This window comes from Enterobacter cloacae complex sp. ECNIH7 (assembly GCF_002208095.1).
Taxonomy (GTDB): domain Bacteria; phylum Pseudomonadota; class Gammaproteobacteria; order Enterobacterales; family Enterobacteriaceae; genus Enterobacter; species Enterobacter cloacae_M.
In genome coordinates, this window is the sequence record NZ_CP017990.1 from 3,556,399 (window position 1) to 3,572,751 (window position 16,353).

At 53.5% G+C, this 16,353-nt stretch carries 13 protein-coding genes and 2 tRNA genes; 8 read left to right on the forward strand and 7 right to left on the reverse strand.

Translation table 11 applies throughout. The features are described 5' to 3' along the window. Positions 1–111 precede the first annotated feature (111 nt). A complete protein-coding gene (locus WM95_RS17480; RefSeq protein WP_088544906.1) occupies positions 112–1,818 on the forward strand; it encodes a sensor histidine kinase in 1,707 nt (568 codons plus the stop codon). A 3-nt stretch (positions 1,819–1,821) separates the two neighbouring features. Continuing rightward, complete coding sequence (locus WM95_RS17485) at positions 1,822–2,547, forward strand: LytR/AlgR family response regulator transcription factor (RefSeq protein ID WP_023308712.1); 726 nt, start codon at positions 1,822–1,824, stop codon at positions 2,545–2,547. A 35-nt stretch (positions 2,548–2,582) separates the two neighbouring features. Here the strand turns inward: WM95_RS17485 and glk are convergent, their stop codons facing one another. Continuing rightward, positions 2,583–3,548, reverse strand: coding sequence for a glucokinase (glk, locus tag WM95_RS17490; RefSeq protein WP_063408669.1), 966 nt, complete (start codon positions 3,546–3,548; stop codon positions 2,583–2,585). A 205-nt stretch (positions 3,549–3,753) separates the two neighbouring features. Between glk and WM95_RS17495 the strand changes: the two genes are divergently transcribed. Further along, positions 3,754–4,989 carry an ion channel protein gene (locus WM95_RS17495; protein WP_063408670.1) on the forward strand — a complete coding sequence of 412 codons (1,236 nt, stop codon included), beginning with the start codon at positions 3,754–3,756 and terminating at the stop codon, positions 4,987–4,989. On the opposite strand, the gene ipdC is transcribed toward WM95_RS17495, so the two are convergent. Continuing rightward, positions 4,990–6,648 carry an indolepyruvate decarboxylase gene (gene ipdC / locus WM95_RS17500; RefSeq protein ID WP_063408671.1) on the reverse strand — a complete coding sequence of 553 codons (1,659 nt, stop codon included), beginning with the start codon at positions 6,646–6,648 and terminating at the stop codon, positions 4,990–4,992. It abuts the gene before it with no gap. A gap of 184 nt (positions 6,649–6,832) precedes the next feature. Here ipdC and mgrA point away from each other — a divergent pair, with 184 nt between their 5' ends. Beyond that, positions 6,833–7,831, forward strand: coding sequence for an L-glyceraldehyde 3-phosphate reductase (gene mgrA, locus WM95_RS17505; protein ID WP_045354374.1), 999 nt, complete (start codon positions 6,833–6,835; stop codon positions 7,829–7,831). A gap of 127 nt (positions 7,832–7,958) precedes the next feature. After that, positions 7,959–8,312, forward strand: coding sequence for a DUF2502 domain-containing protein (locus tag WM95_RS17510; RefSeq protein WP_023308717.1), 354 nt, complete (start codon positions 7,959–7,961; stop codon positions 8,310–8,312). A gap of 32 nt (positions 8,313–8,344) precedes the next feature. Here the strand turns inward: WM95_RS17510 and WM95_RS17515 are convergent, their stop codons facing one another. Beyond that, on the reverse strand, positions 8,345–9,583 hold the full coding sequence (locus WM95_RS17515) for an Nramp family divalent metal transporter (protein ID WP_023308718.1): 1,239 nt from the start codon (positions 9,581–9,583) through the stop codon (positions 8,345–8,347). Between the two features lie 348 nt (positions 9,584–9,931). Here WM95_RS17515 and WM95_RS17520 point away from each other — a divergent pair, with 348 nt between their 5' ends. After that, a complete protein-coding gene (locus tag WM95_RS17520) occupies positions 9,932–11,119 on the forward strand; it encodes a NupC/NupG family nucleoside CNT transporter (RefSeq protein WP_008501591.1) in 1,188 nt (395 codons plus the stop codon). Between the two features lie 44 nt (positions 11,120–11,163). On the opposite strand, the gene WM95_RS17525 is transcribed toward WM95_RS17520, so the two are convergent. The 3 genes from WM95_RS17525 to WM95_RS17535 all read right to left on the reverse strand — a co-directional run bounded on the left by WM95_RS17525 (position 11,164) and on the right by WM95_RS17535 (position 13,762). Next, a complete protein-coding gene (locus WM95_RS17525) occupies positions 11,164–13,356 on the reverse strand; it encodes a sensor domain-containing phosphodiesterase (protein ID WP_063408672.1) in 2,193 nt (730 codons plus the stop codon). A 213-nt stretch (positions 13,357–13,569) separates the two neighbouring features. Beyond that, a tRNA-Ala gene (locus tag WM95_RS17530) sits at positions 13,570–13,645 on the reverse strand. 41 nt (positions 13,646–13,686) lie between these two features. After that, positions 13,687–13,762: transfer RNA gene (locus tag WM95_RS17535), tRNA-Ala, on the reverse strand. A 217-nt stretch (positions 13,763–13,979) separates the two neighbouring features. Here WM95_RS17535 and WM95_RS17540 point away from each other — a divergent pair. Next, positions 13,980–14,342, forward strand: a complete 363-nt coding sequence (locus WM95_RS17540; RefSeq protein WP_063408673.1) for a YfeC-like transcriptional regulator — start codon at positions 13,980–13,982, stop codon at positions 14,340–14,342. Position 14,343: 1 nt separating this feature from the next. Then, a complete protein-coding gene (locus tag WM95_RS17545) occupies positions 14,344–14,736 on the forward strand; it encodes a YfeC-like transcriptional regulator (protein WP_023308721.1) in 393 nt (130 codons plus the stop codon). A 43-nt stretch (positions 14,737–14,779) separates the two neighbouring features. On the opposite strand, the gene gltX is transcribed toward WM95_RS17545, so the two are convergent. Further along, on the reverse strand, positions 14,780–16,195 hold the full coding sequence (gene gltX, locus WM95_RS17550) for a glutamate--tRNA ligase (RefSeq protein WP_047744140.1): 1,416 nt from the start codon (positions 16,193–16,195) through the stop codon (positions 14,780–14,782). Positions 16,196–16,353: the final 158 nt, after the last annotated feature.

Here is a 16,353-nt window from a genome sequence, read left to right on the forward strand (position 1 = left end):
AATCCCCTTTGTAAATTATGGTTTTTCCTCATTTGATAAACCTGACGGATAGCTGGTCAATACGCGTCAGGTTTTTTATCATGGTTCTTTACCGTTTTCCCAGGTCTACTCGTGCACGAAATATTCACTATGCTGCTGGCGGTTTTTGATCGTGCGGCATTAATGCTGATTTGCCTGTTCTTCCTGATTCGCATTCGCCTGTTTCGCGAGCTGTTGCACAAATCGGCCCACTCGCCAAAAGAGCTGCTGGCCGTTACCGCCATCTTTTCGCTGTTCGCACTGTTCAGCACCTGGTCAGGCGTGCCGGTAGAGGGTTCGCTGGTAAACGTGCGCATTATCGCCGTCATGTCCGGCGGAATTTTGTTTGGTCCGTGGGTCGGCGTCATCACCGGCCTGATTGCCGGGACGCACCGCTATCTGATTGATATCGGTGGCGTAACGGCGGTGCCGTGCTTTATCACCAGCATTATCGCCGGGGTGCTTTCCGGCTGGATCAGCCGCAAAATACCGAAAAAACAGCGCTGGCGCGCCGGGATCGTCGCCGGCATGGTGTGCGAAACGCTGACCATGATCCTGGTCGTCGTCTGGGCCCCCACCACCGAGCTGGGGCTGGATATCGTTTCGAAAATCGGTATTCCGATGATCCTGGGCAGCGTGTGCATCGGCTTTATCGTGCTGCTAGTGCAAAGCGTTGAAGGGGAAAAAGAGGCCAGTGCCGCCCGTCAGGCCAAGCTGGCGCTGGATATCGCCAACAAAACGCTGCCGCTTTTCCGCCACGTGAACGCGGAATCGTTGCGTCAGGTCTGCGAAATTATCCGCCACGACATCCACGCTGACGCCGTCGCCATCACCAATATTGATCACGTGCTGGCCTACGTTGGCGTCGGGGAGCACAACTATCGCGACAACGATGACACCATAAGCCCGACCACCAGACAGGCGATTAACTACGGTAAAATCATTATTAAAAACAATGATGAAGCCCACCGAACGCCGGAAATTCACTCGATGCTGGTCATCCCGCTGTGGGAGAAAGGCGTCGTGACGGGCACGCTGAAAATTTATTACTGCCACGCGCATCAGATCACCTCAACGCTGCAGGAGATGGCCATCGGCCTGTCGCAGATTATCTCCACCCAGCTTGAGGTTTCGCGGGCGGAACAGCTGCGCGAGATGGCAAATAAGGCAGAACTGCGCGCGCTGCAGAGTAAAATCAATCCCCATTTCCTGTTTAACGCGCTGAACGCTATCTCCTCGTCCATTCGCCTAAATCCGGACACCGCGCGCCAGCTGATTTTTAACCTGTCGCGCTATCTGCGCTACAACATCGAACTGAAAGATGACGAGCAGATCGACATCAAAAAAGAGCTTTATCAGATCAAGGACTACATCGCGATCGAGCAGGCCCGCTTTGGCGACAAGCTCACGGTCATTTACGATATTGATGAAGAGGTCAACTGCGTGATCCCAAGCCTGCTTATCCAGCCGCTGGTCGAAAACGCAATTGTTCACGGTATTCAGCCCTGTAAAGGCAAAGGCGTCGTCACCATCAGCGTTACCGAAAGCGGCAACCGGGTGCGTATTGCGGTGCGCGATACGGGCCACGGAATTGATCCTAAAGTCATTGAGCGGGTGGAGTCTAACGAGATGCCGGGGAATAAAATCGGTCTGCTGAACGTGCACCATCGGGTCAAGCTGCTTTACGGCGACGGGCTGCATATTCAACGTCTTGAGCAGGGCACCGAAATTGCTTTTTACGTCCCGAATGAGCGCTCTCGCGCGCATACGACGACATCACTATTGCCCCAGGTGGAGTAACCCATGAAAGTTATCATTGTAGAAGATGAATTCCTGGCTCAGCAGGAGCTCACCTGGCTTATCAAAACCCACAGCCAGATGGAGATTGTGGGTACGTTTGATGATGGTCTGGACGTGCTGAAATTTTTGCAGCATAACCGGGTAGACGCCATTTTCCTGGATATCAATATCCCGTCGCTGGATGGCGTATTGCTGGCGCAAAACATCAATCAGTTTGCCCATAAGCCATTTATCGTTTTCGTTACCGCCTGGAAAGAGCACGCCGTAGAGGCCTTCGAGCTGGAGGCTTTTGACTATATTCTTAAGCCTTATCAGGAGTCGCGTATTGTCAGCATGCTGCAAAAGCTGGAGGCCGCCTGGCAGCAGCAAACCGCCCCCGCCAGCCCGACGGTACGCGAAAACGACACCATAAATCTGGTCAAAGACGAGCGCATCATCGTGACCCCGGTCAACGATATCTACTACGCCGAAGCGCACGAAAAAATGACGTTTGTCTATACCCGGCGGGAATCGTACGTGATGGCGATGAACATTACCGAATTCTGCAGCAAGCTCCCGGCTGCCCACTTTTTCCGCTGCCACCGGTCGTTTTGCGTAAATTTAAATAAGATCCGCGAGATCGAACCGTGGTTTAACAACACCTACATTTTGCGTCTGAAAGATCTGGATTTTCAGGTGCCGGTAAGCCGCAGCAAGGTGAAAGAGTTTCGTCAGCTGATGCACCTGTAAAGAAAAGGCCCTCTCCCGCGGGAGAGGGCTCTGCGTCAGAGGATTTGACCGAGAACCTGACGCAAGTGAGCACCCGAGCCCAGCAGGCCTGGGTTATCATGCACGATCAGATAAACCGGAATGTCCTGCACGTAGCTTCTGAAGCGCCCTTTATCTTCAAACCCGCCGCGGAAGCCCGAGGCTTTAAAGAAGTCGAGGAAGCGCGGTACGATCCCGCCCGCGATATAGACCCCACCGAAGGTGCCCAGCGTCAGCGCCAGGTTGCCGCCGAAACGTCCCATGATCACGCAAAACAGCGACAGGGCACGACGACAGTCAATGCAGCTGTCCGCCAGCGCGCGTTCAGTGACGTCTTTTGGCTGCAGGTTTTCCGGCAGACGACCGTCTGATTTCACAATCGCGCGGTACAGATTCACCAGCCCCGGACCTGAAAGAACGCGCTCGGCGGAGACGTGGCCGATCTCAGCACGTAACTCTTCGAGGATAATGCCCTCTTCTTCGCTGTTAGGCGCAAAGTCAACGTGGCCGCCTTCACCCGGCAGGCTTACCCAGCGCTGAGCAACATGCACAAGATGCGACACGCCGAGGCCGGTACCGGCTCCGTAAACCGCAATCGGCTTACCCTCGACCGGTTCAGCGCCGCCAAACTGGATCAGATGCTCTGGCTTCAGCATCGGGATCGCCATAGACACCGCGGTGAAGTCATTGATGATTTCAAGATGTGAAAACCCGAGGTTTTTTTTCATCTCGGCGATGGAGAATGCCCAGGTATGGTTGGTCATTGCGACCCAGTCGCCGGTTATCGGGCAGGCTATCGCGATGCAGCCGTCTTCAACGCTAACCTGATGCTCTTCCAGATAGAAGCGGACAACGGCTTCAAGGCTTGGATAATCCAGCCCGGAATAGGTTTTCGCCCGGGAAATCTCACCGCTACTAACATCGCACAATGCGAGGCGCGCGTTCGTGCCGCCCACATCACCTACCAAAGCATACTTTGTCATTCTTCTACTGCTCCGCTAAAGTCAGAATAAATCTTTGGGACACTGTAAATTCAAGGCGTGATAACAACAACGGCCATAAGGTGAATGCCCATGGATTATCGATCTTCGTCACAGAATAACTTTACCGTTTCAGCACCTTTTGCACTATTGCCATAAAGCTTAATGTGCAAAGTAACGTAATGCCGTTTTGTACAAGGAAATCATCATGCTCCACCCGCGAGCCAGAACCATGCTGTTGCTGGCAATTCCGGCGCTAATTATTGGCGTGGCCTCAAGTCTGGTGCTCATTGTCGTGATGAAAGTCGCGTCGGTGCTGCAAGCCATGTTATGGACGGCGCTTCCGACAAAACTGGGCGTCAGCGCTGATTCTCCAGCCTGGATCGTTGTGATGCTGACGTTGACCGGTATTGCGGTAGGCCTGACGATCCGCTTCAGTCCTGGCCATGCCGGCCCCGATCCGGCGCAGGAACCGCTGATTGGCGCCCCGGTACCCCCTTCGGCACTGCCCGGGCTGCTCATTGCGTTGATTATCGGTCTGGCCGGCGGCGTCAGCCTGGGGCCTGAGCATCCAATTATGGCGGTGAATATTGGCCTGGCGGTTTTCCTCGGTTCACGCATTTTGCCCCGCGTCGGCGCGCTGGACTGGACCATCCTCGCCTCCGCAGGCACCATCGGGGCGCTTTTCGGCACGCCCGTCGCTGCCGCACTGATCTTTTCGCAGACGCTCAGCAGCAATAACGACGTCCCGCTGTGGGATAAGCTGTTTGCCCCGCTGATGGCCGCAGCCGCCGGGGCGCTCACGACCAGCCTGTTTTTCCATCCCCACTTCTCACTCTCCCTCCCCCACTACGGCCAAATGCAGATAGCGGATATTTTCAGCGGCGCCATCGTCGTCGCCATCGCCATTGCGCTGGGAATGGTGGCGGTATGGTGTCTTCCTCGCCTGCACAGGCTGATGCATAAGCTCAAACACCCGGTGTTGATTCTGGGGTCCGGCGGTTTGATTCTCGGTATTTTAGGGGTAATTGGCGGGCCGGTGACGCTGTTTAAAGGTCTGGACGAGATGCAGCAGCTGGCCTTCAGCCAGGTGTTTAGCGTCTCCGACTATCTGCTGTTTGCCGTGATTAAGCTGGCCGCGCTGGTGGTGGCTGCAGCCTGCGGTTTCCGCGGTGGACGCATCTTCCCGGTGGTCTTTGTCGGCGTCGCGCTGGGGCTGATGCTGCACGAACACGTCGATGCTGTGCCTGCGGCCATTACCGTCTCCTGCTCTATTCTGGGGCTGGTTCTGGTGGTTACGCGCGACGCGTGGCTCAGCCTGTTTATGGCGGCGGTAGTGGTACCCGATTCAACGCTTTTCCCCCTGCTTTGTATCGTGATGTTGCCCGCCTGGCTCCTGCTGGCGGGCAAACCGATGATGATGGCCTGGCGAAACGACAAATAATCAGGCGCTATTGCGCGCTTCCAGCGCTTTGGTGATCGCCCCCAACAGCGGCGGGATATCCGCTTTCGGCAGCATCACCTCAATCAACGAGAGCCGCTCGTGGTGCGCCACTTTTTCAAGGACGTCCGCCAGCTGCTCCGCTTCACTGACCCGCCAGCACTGGGCCTGAGGATCAAGGCTCAGAGCCTGCGGGATTTGCGTCCAGTTCCATAGCGCAATATCGTTATACCGCTGTTCCGGCCCGTGGATCGCTCTTTCCACCGTGTACCCTTCGTTGTTAAGGACCAGAATGATGGGGTGTTGTTTATCCCGCAGCATCGAGCCAAGCTCCTGTATGGTGAGCTGCGCCGCACCATCCCCCGTCAGCACAATCACGCGCCGGTTTGGGCAGGCGGTTTGCGCGCCAAACGCTGCGGCCAGGGTGTAGCCGATCGATCCCCACAGCGGCTGGACGATAAAATTCACATCAGCCGGAAGACGAAGGTCGATCGCGCCGAAGGCCGAGGTGCCCTGATCCGCAAGGATGATGTCTCCCGGGCGGATAAACGTCTGCAACGTTTTCCAGAAATTGTCCTGCGTCAGCGAGCCATCCGGCTGCGGATAGGCCATAGCGCTTTGAGACGACGGTGCCGGCGCATCGTGCACGTGCTGTTTACACAGCTCCACCAGCGTTTCGATTGCCTGAAGCATGGGGATGCCGGTAAACCAGACGTCACCAACGCGTGATGCATGAGGCTGAACTTCAATTGTTTGTGACGGGGTTAGCTGATGCGTGAAGCCGGCGGTCAGGGTATCGGTAAATCGCGTCCCGATGCACAGCACCGTGTCTGCCCCTTCAATCGCCTCTTTTACCGCCCCGGCGCTTGCCGAACCGCTATACGTGCCGTAAAACCCAGCGTGACGCTCGTCAAATATCCCTTTACCCATCAGCATAGTGGCGTGTGCCATCGGCACGTCCTTGACCCATTTCTGTAGGGCATGCTTCAGGCCGTGGCGCAGGACAAGGAAATCGGCCAGCAGCGCCGTACGCTTGCTCATGGCCAGCTTGTTCTCAGCGGCATCCCGAAACGCTTTCAGGCAGGCGCTATCGGCATGCGCGTGCCTGAGAGTGAGAGCGTTTACAGGAGGCGTGGCGGCTTTTTTTGCCACATCCGCAGGCAGCATCAGATAGCCGGGACGACGCTCCCGGAGCATGGTAGTCAATACCCGGTCAATCTCGTAACAGGCGTTTTGTTCGGTCAGAATCGCCTGTGCAACGGTGATCGGTTCGCTCATATGGTAAAAATGACGAAACTCACCGTCGCCCAGCGTATGGTGCAGCAACTCTCCTCTTTGCTGTGACGCCGTACCCGGCGCGCCCACAATATGCAGCACCGGAACGTGCTCGGCGTAGCTGCCCGCAATGCCGTTCATGGCGCTTAACTCTCCTACACCAAATGTCGTCAGCAGCGCGGCAAAACCCTTACATCGGGCGTATCCGTCCGCGGCATAAGAGGCGTTTAACTCGTTGGCACAGCCCACCCAACAGATATCCGGGCTGTCTATCACATGGTCGAGAAACTGCAGGTTATAGTCGCCCGGCACGCCAAACAGATGATCGGCTCCACAATCTGTAAGACGGTCCAGCAGGTAATCGGCGACGCAGTATGGGGTACGCATGAACAGGTATCCTTCTAATGTTGACCTCACCTTGAGTATTAAATAAGCGTGATGACTGTCCAGAATTGGCGATAAGAAGAGCATGGAAAGAATGCTTTACAAAAAAGGCTGCGCTATGCTGCTTTTTTTCGCGTTAATGTAAACGCATACACTGATTTTTTCTTCTGCGCCAGAGGTCATGAGAATGGGTTATCAGCCGGACAAAAATCGTTATCGGACAATGGAATATCGCCGCTGCGGGCAAAGCGGACTCAGGTTGCCCGCCATCTCGCTTGGGCTGTGGCATAACTTTGGCGACACCACGCTTATCGAAAACAGCCGTCAACTTTTACAGCGCGCGTTCGATCTGGGCATTACGCATTTCGACCTTGCCAACAACTATGGCCCGCCGCCGGGATCGGCCGAACGTAATTTCGGCCGTATTTTGCAGGAGGATTTCCTGCCCTGGCGAGACGAGCTGATCGTCTCTACCAAAGCAGGTTATACCATGTGGGATGGCCCTTACGGCGACTGGGGGTCACGCAAATATCTGCTGGCAAGCCTCGATCAAAGCCTGAAGCGCATGGGGCTGGAGTATGTGGATATCTTCTATCATCACCGTCCTGACCCACAAACGCCGCTGCTGGAAACCATGAAAGCGCTTGACCATGCGGTGCGCCAGGGAAAAGCCCTGTATGTCGGGTTATCCAACTACCCTGCAGAACTGGCCCGCAAGGCGATTGATATCCTTGACGATCTCGGTACGCCCTGCCTGATCCACCAGCCGAAATACTCTCTTTTTGAACGTGCGCCGGAAGAGGAACTGCTGAACGTGTTGCAGGAAAAAGGGGTCGGCTGCATTCCCTTCTCGCCGCTGGCCGGTGGACAATTGACAAACCGCTATCTGAACGGCATTCCGGCAGACTCACGCGCGGCAAGCGGCAGTCAGTTCCTGAATCCTGACCAGATCACCGAAGAGAAGCTGGAGAAGGTAAGAAAGCTGAACGCCATGGCGGAAGAGCGCGGTCAGAAGTTGTCCCAGATGGCTCTGGCCTGGGTATTACGCCATGAGAACGTGACGTCAGTGCTGATTGGAGCAAGTAAAACGGCTCAGATTGATGACGCCGTGGGGATGCTGGAAAACCGCCATTTCTCTGCTGAAGAACTGGTCCGTATTGATACAATCCTGAACAGCTCAAAATAAAATCACTTTTAGCAAAAAGTGCTCTCATTCAGCAATTCGGAGTTGAGGCGATGAAACGAGGCTTTACCAACTCGTAATATTGCGTTAACAGGCCCCACAAGGGCCCCGATCGTGAAGGAGAAAGAGTATGTTCAGGTCACTGATTCTTGCAGCGGTATTACTGGCTTCAGCCCCGCTGATCGCCAATGCGGGCGAAATCACCCTGTTGCCATCAGTAAAATTACAAATTGGCGATCGTGACGACTACGGCAGATACTGGGACGGTGGCTACTGGCGCGACCGTGACTACTGGAACCGTCACTATGAGTGGCGCGGAGACCGCTGGTGGAAACATGATAACGGCAGACACCGCGGCTGGTATAAAGACAACGCGTATGAGCGCGGCTACCGCGAAGGCTGGAACGATCGTGACGACCGTCGCGGCGGCTGGGATCGCGGCGGGAAAGGACGCGGCCACGGTCATGGCCACGGTCACCATTAATGCAAAAAGGAGCCTCCCGGCTCCTTTTTCTTTTAGAGACCCAACGCGGTGCCAACCAGCAGCCACAGGTTCAGCGCCACTACCACCACCACGATGGCCCACCCGGTCCGTTTCACCAGGGTCGAGTTGACCAGTTCGCCCATCAGGTTTTTGTTGCTGGTAAAGATCAGCAGCGGCACCAGCGCCAGCGCGATACCAAAACTCAGCAGCACCTGGCTCATGACCAGAATTCGCGTAGGATCGAGCCCCATCAGGATCACGATAAATGACGGTAGCATGGTGACGGAGCGACGAACCCACAGCGGAATATGGAAGCGGACAAACCCCTGCATCACCACCTGGCCTGCCAGCGTGCCCACCACCGTAGAAGAGAGACCGGCAGCCACCAAGCTGAGACCAAATATCGTGGCGGCAGCATGGCTCAGTAAGGGTTCCAGCGTGAGATAAGCCTGGTCGAGATCGGCAATACCGGTGTGGCCGTTAAAGTGGAAAGCGGCGGCAGCGGTAGCCATCATCGCCAGATTGACAAACCCCGCGATGGTCATGGCAATCGCCACGTCCCATTTGGTGGCGGAGTAACGCTCTTTGCGCGTCCCACCGTGGAGATGCTGAGTCAGCGAGGAGTGCAGGTAAATCACATGCGGCATGATAGTCGCCCCCAATACCCCGGCAGCCAGGAACACCGCTTCCGAGGTTGGCAGGCTTGGGATTGCCATACCTTTACCGAGCTGCACCAAATTCGGCTGTGAGAAAATCAGCTCCACAATATAGGCCGCCGCGACAAACAGCAGCAGACCGCCGATAACCTTCTCCAGCGGCTTTTGACCTCGACGCTGCAGCATCAGGATCAGGAAAGTGGCAATCCCGGTCAGTACCGCCCCCTGCAACAGCGACACGCCCAGAATCAGTTTAAACCCGATCGCTGCACCAATAAATTCAGCGAGGTCAGTGGCCATGGCTATGATTTCCGCCTGAACCCAATAGAGCCAGACGGCCGGACGCGGATAATGGTCGCGAATTTGCTCTGCCAGGTTTTTACCTGTGGCAATCCCCAGCTTTGCGGAGAGCATCTGAATCAGCATCGCCATCAGGTTTGCCCAGACGACCACCCACAGCAGCTTATAGCCGAAGCTGGCCCCGGCCTGAATATTGGTCGCAAAGTTACCTGGATCGATATAGCCAATGGCAGCGATGAACGCAGGTCCCATTAATGCGAACCGCAACTTGCGCGCGGCTCTGCCACTGCTACCCTCTACGCGACTGTTTGTCATTTCTGCCTCTGAAATATAGCCTTTGCTATGTTTAATCCTATCAAAATGAGAATGATTATCAAGATCATTTATGCTGTTTGCAGTGATTTCTCTGATAGCTTTGAACGATAGACGGGCGGGTAAGTGGGGCGATCTAACAGAAACTGAAATCGCGCGCGCTTTTGTGAAGACTAGCACACAAACTTAACTTTTCACTCATTTACCTAACATAACAAAAATGTATTGTGGATCACTATTTTTGAGACTCGTCACAGGATGTAACTATAGTGTGTCCTCGATCTCGTTTTCTTTTCGCTTGTTACATAGAATGTGCACGAAAATTAAACCTGCCTCATATTTGGAGCAAATATGGACCGCGTCCTTCATTTTGTCCTGGCACTTGTTGTCGTTACTGCACTTGCATTGCTGGTCAGCACAGACCGCAAAAAAATTCGTATCCGTTATGTTGTCCAGCTGCTGGTCATTGAAGTTTTACTTGCGTGGTTCTTCCTGAACTCCAACGTAGGCCTCGGCTTCGTGAAAGGCTTCTCCGAAATGTTTGAAAAACTGCTCGGATTCGCCAATGAAGGGACCAACTTTGTCTTCGGTAAAATGAACGACGAAGGCCTGGCGTTCTTCTTCCTGAAGGTTCTCTGTCCTATCGTCTTCATCTCCGCGCTGATCGGTATTCTGCAGCACATCCGCGTTCTGCCGTTCGTTATTCGTGGAATTGGTTTCCTGTTGTCCAAAGTGAACGGCATGGGCAAGCTGGAATCCTTCAACGCCGTCAGTTCCCTGATCCTCGGTCAGTCTGAGAACTTCATCGCGTATAAAGATATTCTCGGCAAAATGTCCCGCAACCGCATGTACACCATGGCGGCAACCGCAATGTCTACCGTTTCCATGTCTATCGTGGGCGCGTATATGACCATGCTGGAGCCAAAGTATGTTGTTGCGGCGCTGGTTCTGAACATGTTCAGCACCTTTATCGTTCTGTCGCTGATCAACCCGTACCGCGTTGATGCCAGCGAAGAGAACATCCAGATGTCTAACCTGCACGAAGGCCAGAGCTTCTTCGAAATGCTGGGTGAGTACATTCTGGCGGGCTTCAAAGTGGCGATTATCGTTGCCGCCATGCTGATCGGCTTCATTGCGCTGATTTCTGCGCTGAACGCCCTGTTCGCAGCGGTGCTGGGTATCTCCTTCCAGGGTATTCTGGGCTACATCTTCTACCCGGTTGCATGGGTGATGGGTGTGCCAGCTCACGAAGCGCTGCAGGTGGGCAGTATCATGGCAACCAAACTGGTTTCTAACGAATTCGTTGCGATGATGGATCTGCAGAAAATTGCCAGCACGCTTTCTCCGCGCGCGGAAGGCATTCTGTCCGTGTTCCTGGTCTCCTTCGCGAACTTCTCGTCCATCGGGATTATCGCGGGCGCGATTAAAGGTCTGAACGAAGAACAGGGCAACGTGGTTTCTCGCTTTGGCCTGAAGCTGGTTTACGGATCTACGCTGGTGAGCGTCCTGTCTGCTTCTATCGCGGCACTGGTGCTCTAACCTTTAGCGTTAAACAAAAACCGGGAGCCTGGCTCCCGGTTTTTTTATGCCCGCAATTCTTCCAGCGGCTTGGGTTTGCCTATCAGGTAGCCCTGCAGATAATCCACGCCGAAACGAAGCAGCATCTCCCGCTGCGCCGGTGTTTCGACGTATTCCGCTACGACGCACAGCGATTTCGTCTTCGCCAGATTACACATCGACTGCACGATCATCGCATCCATATCATCAGTACAAATGTCTTTAATAAAGCAGCCATCAATTTTAATGATGTCCGCCTGCAGGCGCCTGAGGCGCTCGTAGTTGGCGTAGCCGGTACCAAAATCATCAATGGCAATCCTGAAACCGTAATCCCGCAGCTGCTGAATATTGTGGATGCTGCAGCCTGAATTTGAGAAGGCCTGCTCTTCGGTAATCTCAATCACGACAGACTGAGGCGCAACGCCGTAGCGTTCAAAGAGCGCGCAAATCTCGGTCGCCACCTCTTTTTGCATCAGCGTGAGCGGCATCAGATTAACGGAGAAACGGGCGCCAGCCTGCGTTGAAGGGTGATCGCGCAGCCACAGCAGTAATTTCTCCATGACGCACATATCAAACCGGTGGCTGAGGTTGAACTGGGCAATCAACGGAATAAAGCGGTCAGGAGTGAAGATCTCTCCCTCGCTCTCCATACGCGCCAGAATTTCGTAGTAGCCGCTCCCGTCCGCCTTCTGGATCGGTTGCGCGTACAAATGGAACTGGCCCGCCTCCAGGGCATGCTTAATCCGCGCAAGCATCAGGACTCGCTCTGTCGTTTGCCCTGATGCCGCCTCGAGGCTATTCGTGAGCGCAAGCACGTTGTTTGTTGTTCCGCAGGATTGCTCGGCCAGCCAGCTCAGTTGCCCCAGGGTGTGGTGCAACTTTTCGCCGTTTTCCACCATTCCCCAGGACGCGCCAAATTCAATATCCAGCCCGGTGTTGTTCCAGAAAATCTTACGGCTGTTCAGCCGATCAACCATATGCTGTAAGCGCTCAGCGGTTCCCGGGCCCAGTAATACCAGCACAAGCTCGCTTCCGGGGAGCTGGAAGAGCGTCTCATCTTTTTGCAGGAGAGGCTGCAGCGACGTGGCGATCGTGCGTTTGCAGTGGACCCGCATCAGGATCCCATAGTGGCGACTCAAAAATTCCAGGTTATCCATACGCAGAATGCTCACTTTTGCATCCGGGTGAATCTCAAGATAATCCTCCAGCGCACGAATATTGGGCAATCCGGTCAGCGGATCGGTGAGCGCCCTCCCCTGCCAGCCCCGCTTAAGCCACTCGCTACGCTGGTAAATACGCGACATATAGAGCAGGCAGATCGCGAACGAGATAAGCACGGACAGAATAAAAGAGAGCGAATGGCCCGATTCCACCCCGTTAAGGAAGTTGTAGTTGTAGGTCAACAGCAGGAGCGCAGATACAGCCCAGAGCAGAGAAATCAACGCATAGGTCAGTCGGCTTATCGCTAAGGTAAAAAGAATAAAAATCAGCGGCATCAAATAGCCCGCAATGACGGGAGATTCAAAAGGACCACATAAAATGATGAGAATGAAACTTAAAAGTACCAGCCAGACAAAAATATATAATGAATTCTTGTGAAAAAACACGGGCTTCACGCTTCGTCGCCAGAAACTCATTGCATAACGAGGATTAATTATCATTCTTAACGGGTAATAGAACATCATGGTAAAAATCAATGCCGCACATATCAGGCTTTGTATATCCACAACGTTATAAATTACCGTTCCTTCGCCGAAAAAGGTCGAAATTGTCACCGGAAAATCAAACAAATAGCCTGCCAAATACATTGACAGCTTAATCCCTATTGGCACCATAAAACCGAGCCAGAATATCCGTAATCCGATGTGCTTGTTAGGGATGCAGTAACGCCAACGCTTACCCAGCATGATACGCAGAAGGCCGCACGCCGCGAACAACGCAAAGGTCTGACAGAACAGTAATACTAAATATTGTAGCGGTGCTAAATTTACATAGAATAAATTAGTGACAGTAAAACCTAACAAAATGGGAAGAATAGCCCTGCGCCCAAATAGCAGGATTACCGCCAACATCACGCTTAAAGGTAACCATGCTAAATAAACGTCGTGACCATTAACAATTGCGCGGGGAGAAAGATAACGGGAGACAGGCACCGCAATCAGGCATAAAGCCAGAGCAATCATAAATATCTTTACATTATTGTAAGCTTTTCTATTCATTAACCGGGGCGTTATTTTCCGAGAGAATTATTGACCGGATGGATAATAGGTTTATTAATTGCGCGAATCAAGTTCAAGTCTATTTTTAGACTGGTTAATTGATGCCGATTGAGGTGAGGTATGGGAATACCTTCTTTTTGATAACAAAATGCGGGAGAGTGTGTTACAAACACATAAAAAAAACCCTCGTCTTTTGACGAGGGTTTACAATTTTGGTGGAGCTAAGCGGGATCGAACCGCTGACCTCTTGCATGCCATGCAAGCGCTCTCCCAGCTGAGCTATAGCCCCACATGTTACTTTACTGACCGCACTCTGTTGGGTTCAGAGTTTGGTGGAGCTAAGCGGGATCGAACCGCTGACCTCTTGCATGCCATGCAAGCGCTCTCCCAGCTGAGCTATAGCCCCATCGTAAAGCTGTCATGTTGACGGGCGGCATAATATGAATTCCGCCGCGGGGTGTCAACGGCAAAATCAATTCCAGCCATTCAATCGCCGAAAAATCATGCAAATGAATCACTTTGCGAGCCTGCTCGCAGCCAGGAGTTAAGCCTGTCACGTTTTCACGTAAAACGGTGCTATAAAATGAGCCGTTAATTAACCCTACTGATATTCAGGAAATTGCATGATCAAGGAACGAATGACGCCAGAAGAGTTAGCCCTTCTCACTGGCTATAGCCGCCAGACCATCAATAAATGGGTACGCAAAGAGGGTTGGATTACGTCACCAAAACCAGGCGTCCAGGGCGGGAAAGCTCGCCTGGTATATGTGAATGACAAAGTCCGTGACTTTATTCGCAGCGCACGTCGGGCAAGCGAAACATCCGAACTGCCTGGAGGCAGCAGTCATGATAGTTCGCTTCACACGCTGCTCCTGACGCTGGCCAATGAAATGACGCCGGAAGAGCAGAAGCAGATGACATCGCTGCTACTGCGGGAAGGGATTACCGGTTTGTTGCAACGTTTAGGGATTCGCGATCGGGACTGATATGAAAAAATTACGGAGCAAAATGACCACGGAAGAGCTGGCAGAGAGTTTGGGTGTTGCCAGGCAAACGGTTAATCGCTGGATACGCCAGAAAAGGTGGAAAACCGAAGGACTCAACGGCGTGAAAGGCGGTCGCGCAAGGCTCATTCATGTTGATGCGCGCGTGAAAGAACATATTATGAGCCTCCCGGCGATCCGCAACCGTCAGGCGGTGTACCATCTCGCGGAGGCCACGTCTTCCTATACTGCCCCCTCTTCAAACCTGTGTCCGGGCATTATTGAGACGCTGGAGAGTATGACTAAGCCAGAGCAGAAGCGTCTGGATGCGTTATTGAAGCGCGAAGGGATACATGGATTTCTTAAGCGTTTGGGCATTGCCGAAGAAGATGCATAAAAAAACGGCAGGTTCCCCTGCCGTTTTTTTATCTGAGACGTTATTACTGCTGATTTTCTCGTTCAGCGATGAAGTCCAGCGCCTTGTTAATACGCGCCACGCTGCGTGATTTGCCGATGGCATGAACCGTTACATCCAGTGCCGGAGACTGACCCGCACCTGTCACCGCAACGCGCAGTGGCATGCCGACTTTACCCATACCGACTTCCAGCTCGTCTGCCGTCGCCTGAATGGCGTGATGCACATTTTCAGCGGTCCATTCGGTAATGGCCGCCAGCTTGTCACGCACCACTTCCAGCGGCTGACGCGCAACCGGACGGAGGTGCTTCTTCGCGGCGTCCGCGTCGAACTCATCAAACTCTTCATAGAAGTAGCGGCAGCTTTCGGCAATCTCTTTCAGCGTTTTGCAGCGCTCGCCGAGGAGTTTCACCAGGTCAGCCAGCTCAGGGCCAGTGCGGGTATCAATATTTGCCTGCTCAATGTGCCACTGCAGGTAAGTCGCCACATATTCAGGCTGCATGGTATTGATATAGTGATGGTTCAGCCACAGGAGCTTGTCGGTATTAAATGCGCTCGCTGATTTGCTTACAGAGCTCAGAGAGAACAGTTCGATCATCTCTTCGCGGCTGAAGATCTCCTGGTCACCGTGGGCCCAGCCCAGACGCACCAGATAGTTCAGCAGCGCTTCCGGCAGATAGCCATCGTCGCGATACTGCATAACGCTTACCGCGCCGTGACGTTTAGACAGTTTTTTCCCGTCATCACCGTTGATCATGGAGACGTGCGCATAGACAGGCACAGGGGCGTTCAGCGCTTTCAGGATGTTGATCTGACGTGGCGTATTGTTGATATGGTCTTCACCGCGGACAACGTGGGTAATTTCCATATCCCAGTCGTCAACCACAACGCAGAAGTTGTAGGTTGGAGAACCGTCGGTACGACGGATGATCAGATCGTCCAGCTCCTGGTTGCTGAATTCAATGGGGCCACGGATCTGGTCGTCAAAGATCACCGAGCCCTCTTGCGGGTTAGCGAAACGCACCACGCAAGGCTCGTCAGCAGCATGCTCGCTATGGTCGTGGCGGCAGCGGCCGTCATAACGCGGCTTTTCACCGTTAGCCATCTGCGCTTCACGCAGTTCATCCAGACGCTCTTTAGAGCAGTAGCATTTATACGCCGTGCCCGCGACCAGCATCTCATCAATGACAGCGTTATAGCGGTCAAAGCGTTTGGTCTGGAAGTAAGGACCTTCATCCCATTCCAGATTCAGCCAGTTCATCCCATCCATAATGGCTTCAATTGCTTCTGGCGTGGAGCGCTCAAGATCGGTGTCTTCAATACGCAGCACGAACTCACCTTTGTTGTGGCGTGCGAAAAGCCAGGAATAGAGAGCGGTACGTGCACCACCGACGTGCAGATAGCCTGTCGGGCTCGGCGCGAAGCGAGTTTTGATTTTCATGAAATGGCCTTACGTTATAAAGATGCCGGCAATCGGCAAATCCTGGGGAAAAAACGATGGGCAATATTCTATCACTGTGGGGGGATTCCTCAATGTTGATCCCTTTATCGTGACCGAGTTTGCGATTTTTGTTTAGAAATCATGCGCCATTGCCCGTT

Coding starts and splice junctions, on each gene's coding strand:
- WM95_RS17540 (WP_063408673.1), top strand. CDS start 13,980: ATGATCAAGGAACGAATGACGCCAGAAGAGTTAGCCCTTCTCACTGGC.
- WM95_RS17545 (WP_023308721.1), top strand. CDS start 14,344: ATGAAAAAATTACGGAGCAAAATGACCACGGAAGAGCTGGCAGAGAGT.
- mgrA (WP_045354374.1), top strand. CDS start 6,833: ATGGGTTATCAGCCGGACAAAAATCGTTATCGGACAATGGAATATCGC.
- WM95_RS17520 (WP_008501591.1), top strand. CDS start 9,932: ATGGACCGCGTCCTTCATTTTGTCCTGGCACTTGTTGTCGTTACTGCA.
- WM95_RS17495 (WP_063408670.1), top strand. CDS start 3,754: ATGCTCCACCCGCGAGCCAGAACCATGCTGTTGCTGGCAATTCCGGCG.
- WM95_RS17510 (WP_023308717.1), top strand. CDS start 7,959: ATGTTCAGGTCACTGATTCTTGCAGCGGTATTACTGGCTTCAGCCCCG.
- gltX (WP_047744140.1), bottom strand. CDS start 16,195: ATGAAAATCAAAACTCGCTTCGCGCCGAGCCCGACAGGCTATCTGCAC.
- ipdC (WP_063408671.1), bottom strand. CDS start 6,648: ATGCGTACCCCATACTGCGTCGCCGATTACCTGCTGGACCGTCTTACA.
- glk (WP_063408669.1), bottom strand. CDS start 3,548: ATGACAAAGTATGCTTTGGTAGGTGATGTGGGCGGCACGAACGCGCGC.
- WM95_RS17515 (WP_023308718.1), bottom strand. CDS start 9,583: ATGACAAACAGTCGCGTAGAGGGTAGCAGTGGCAGAGCCGCGCGCAAG.
- WM95_RS17485 (WP_023308712.1), top strand. CDS start 1,822: ATGAAAGTTATCATTGTAGAAGATGAATTCCTGGCTCAGCAGGAGCTC.
- WM95_RS17525 (WP_063408672.1), bottom strand. CDS start 13,356: ATGAATAGAAAAGCTTACAATAATGTAAAGATATTTATGATTGCTCTG.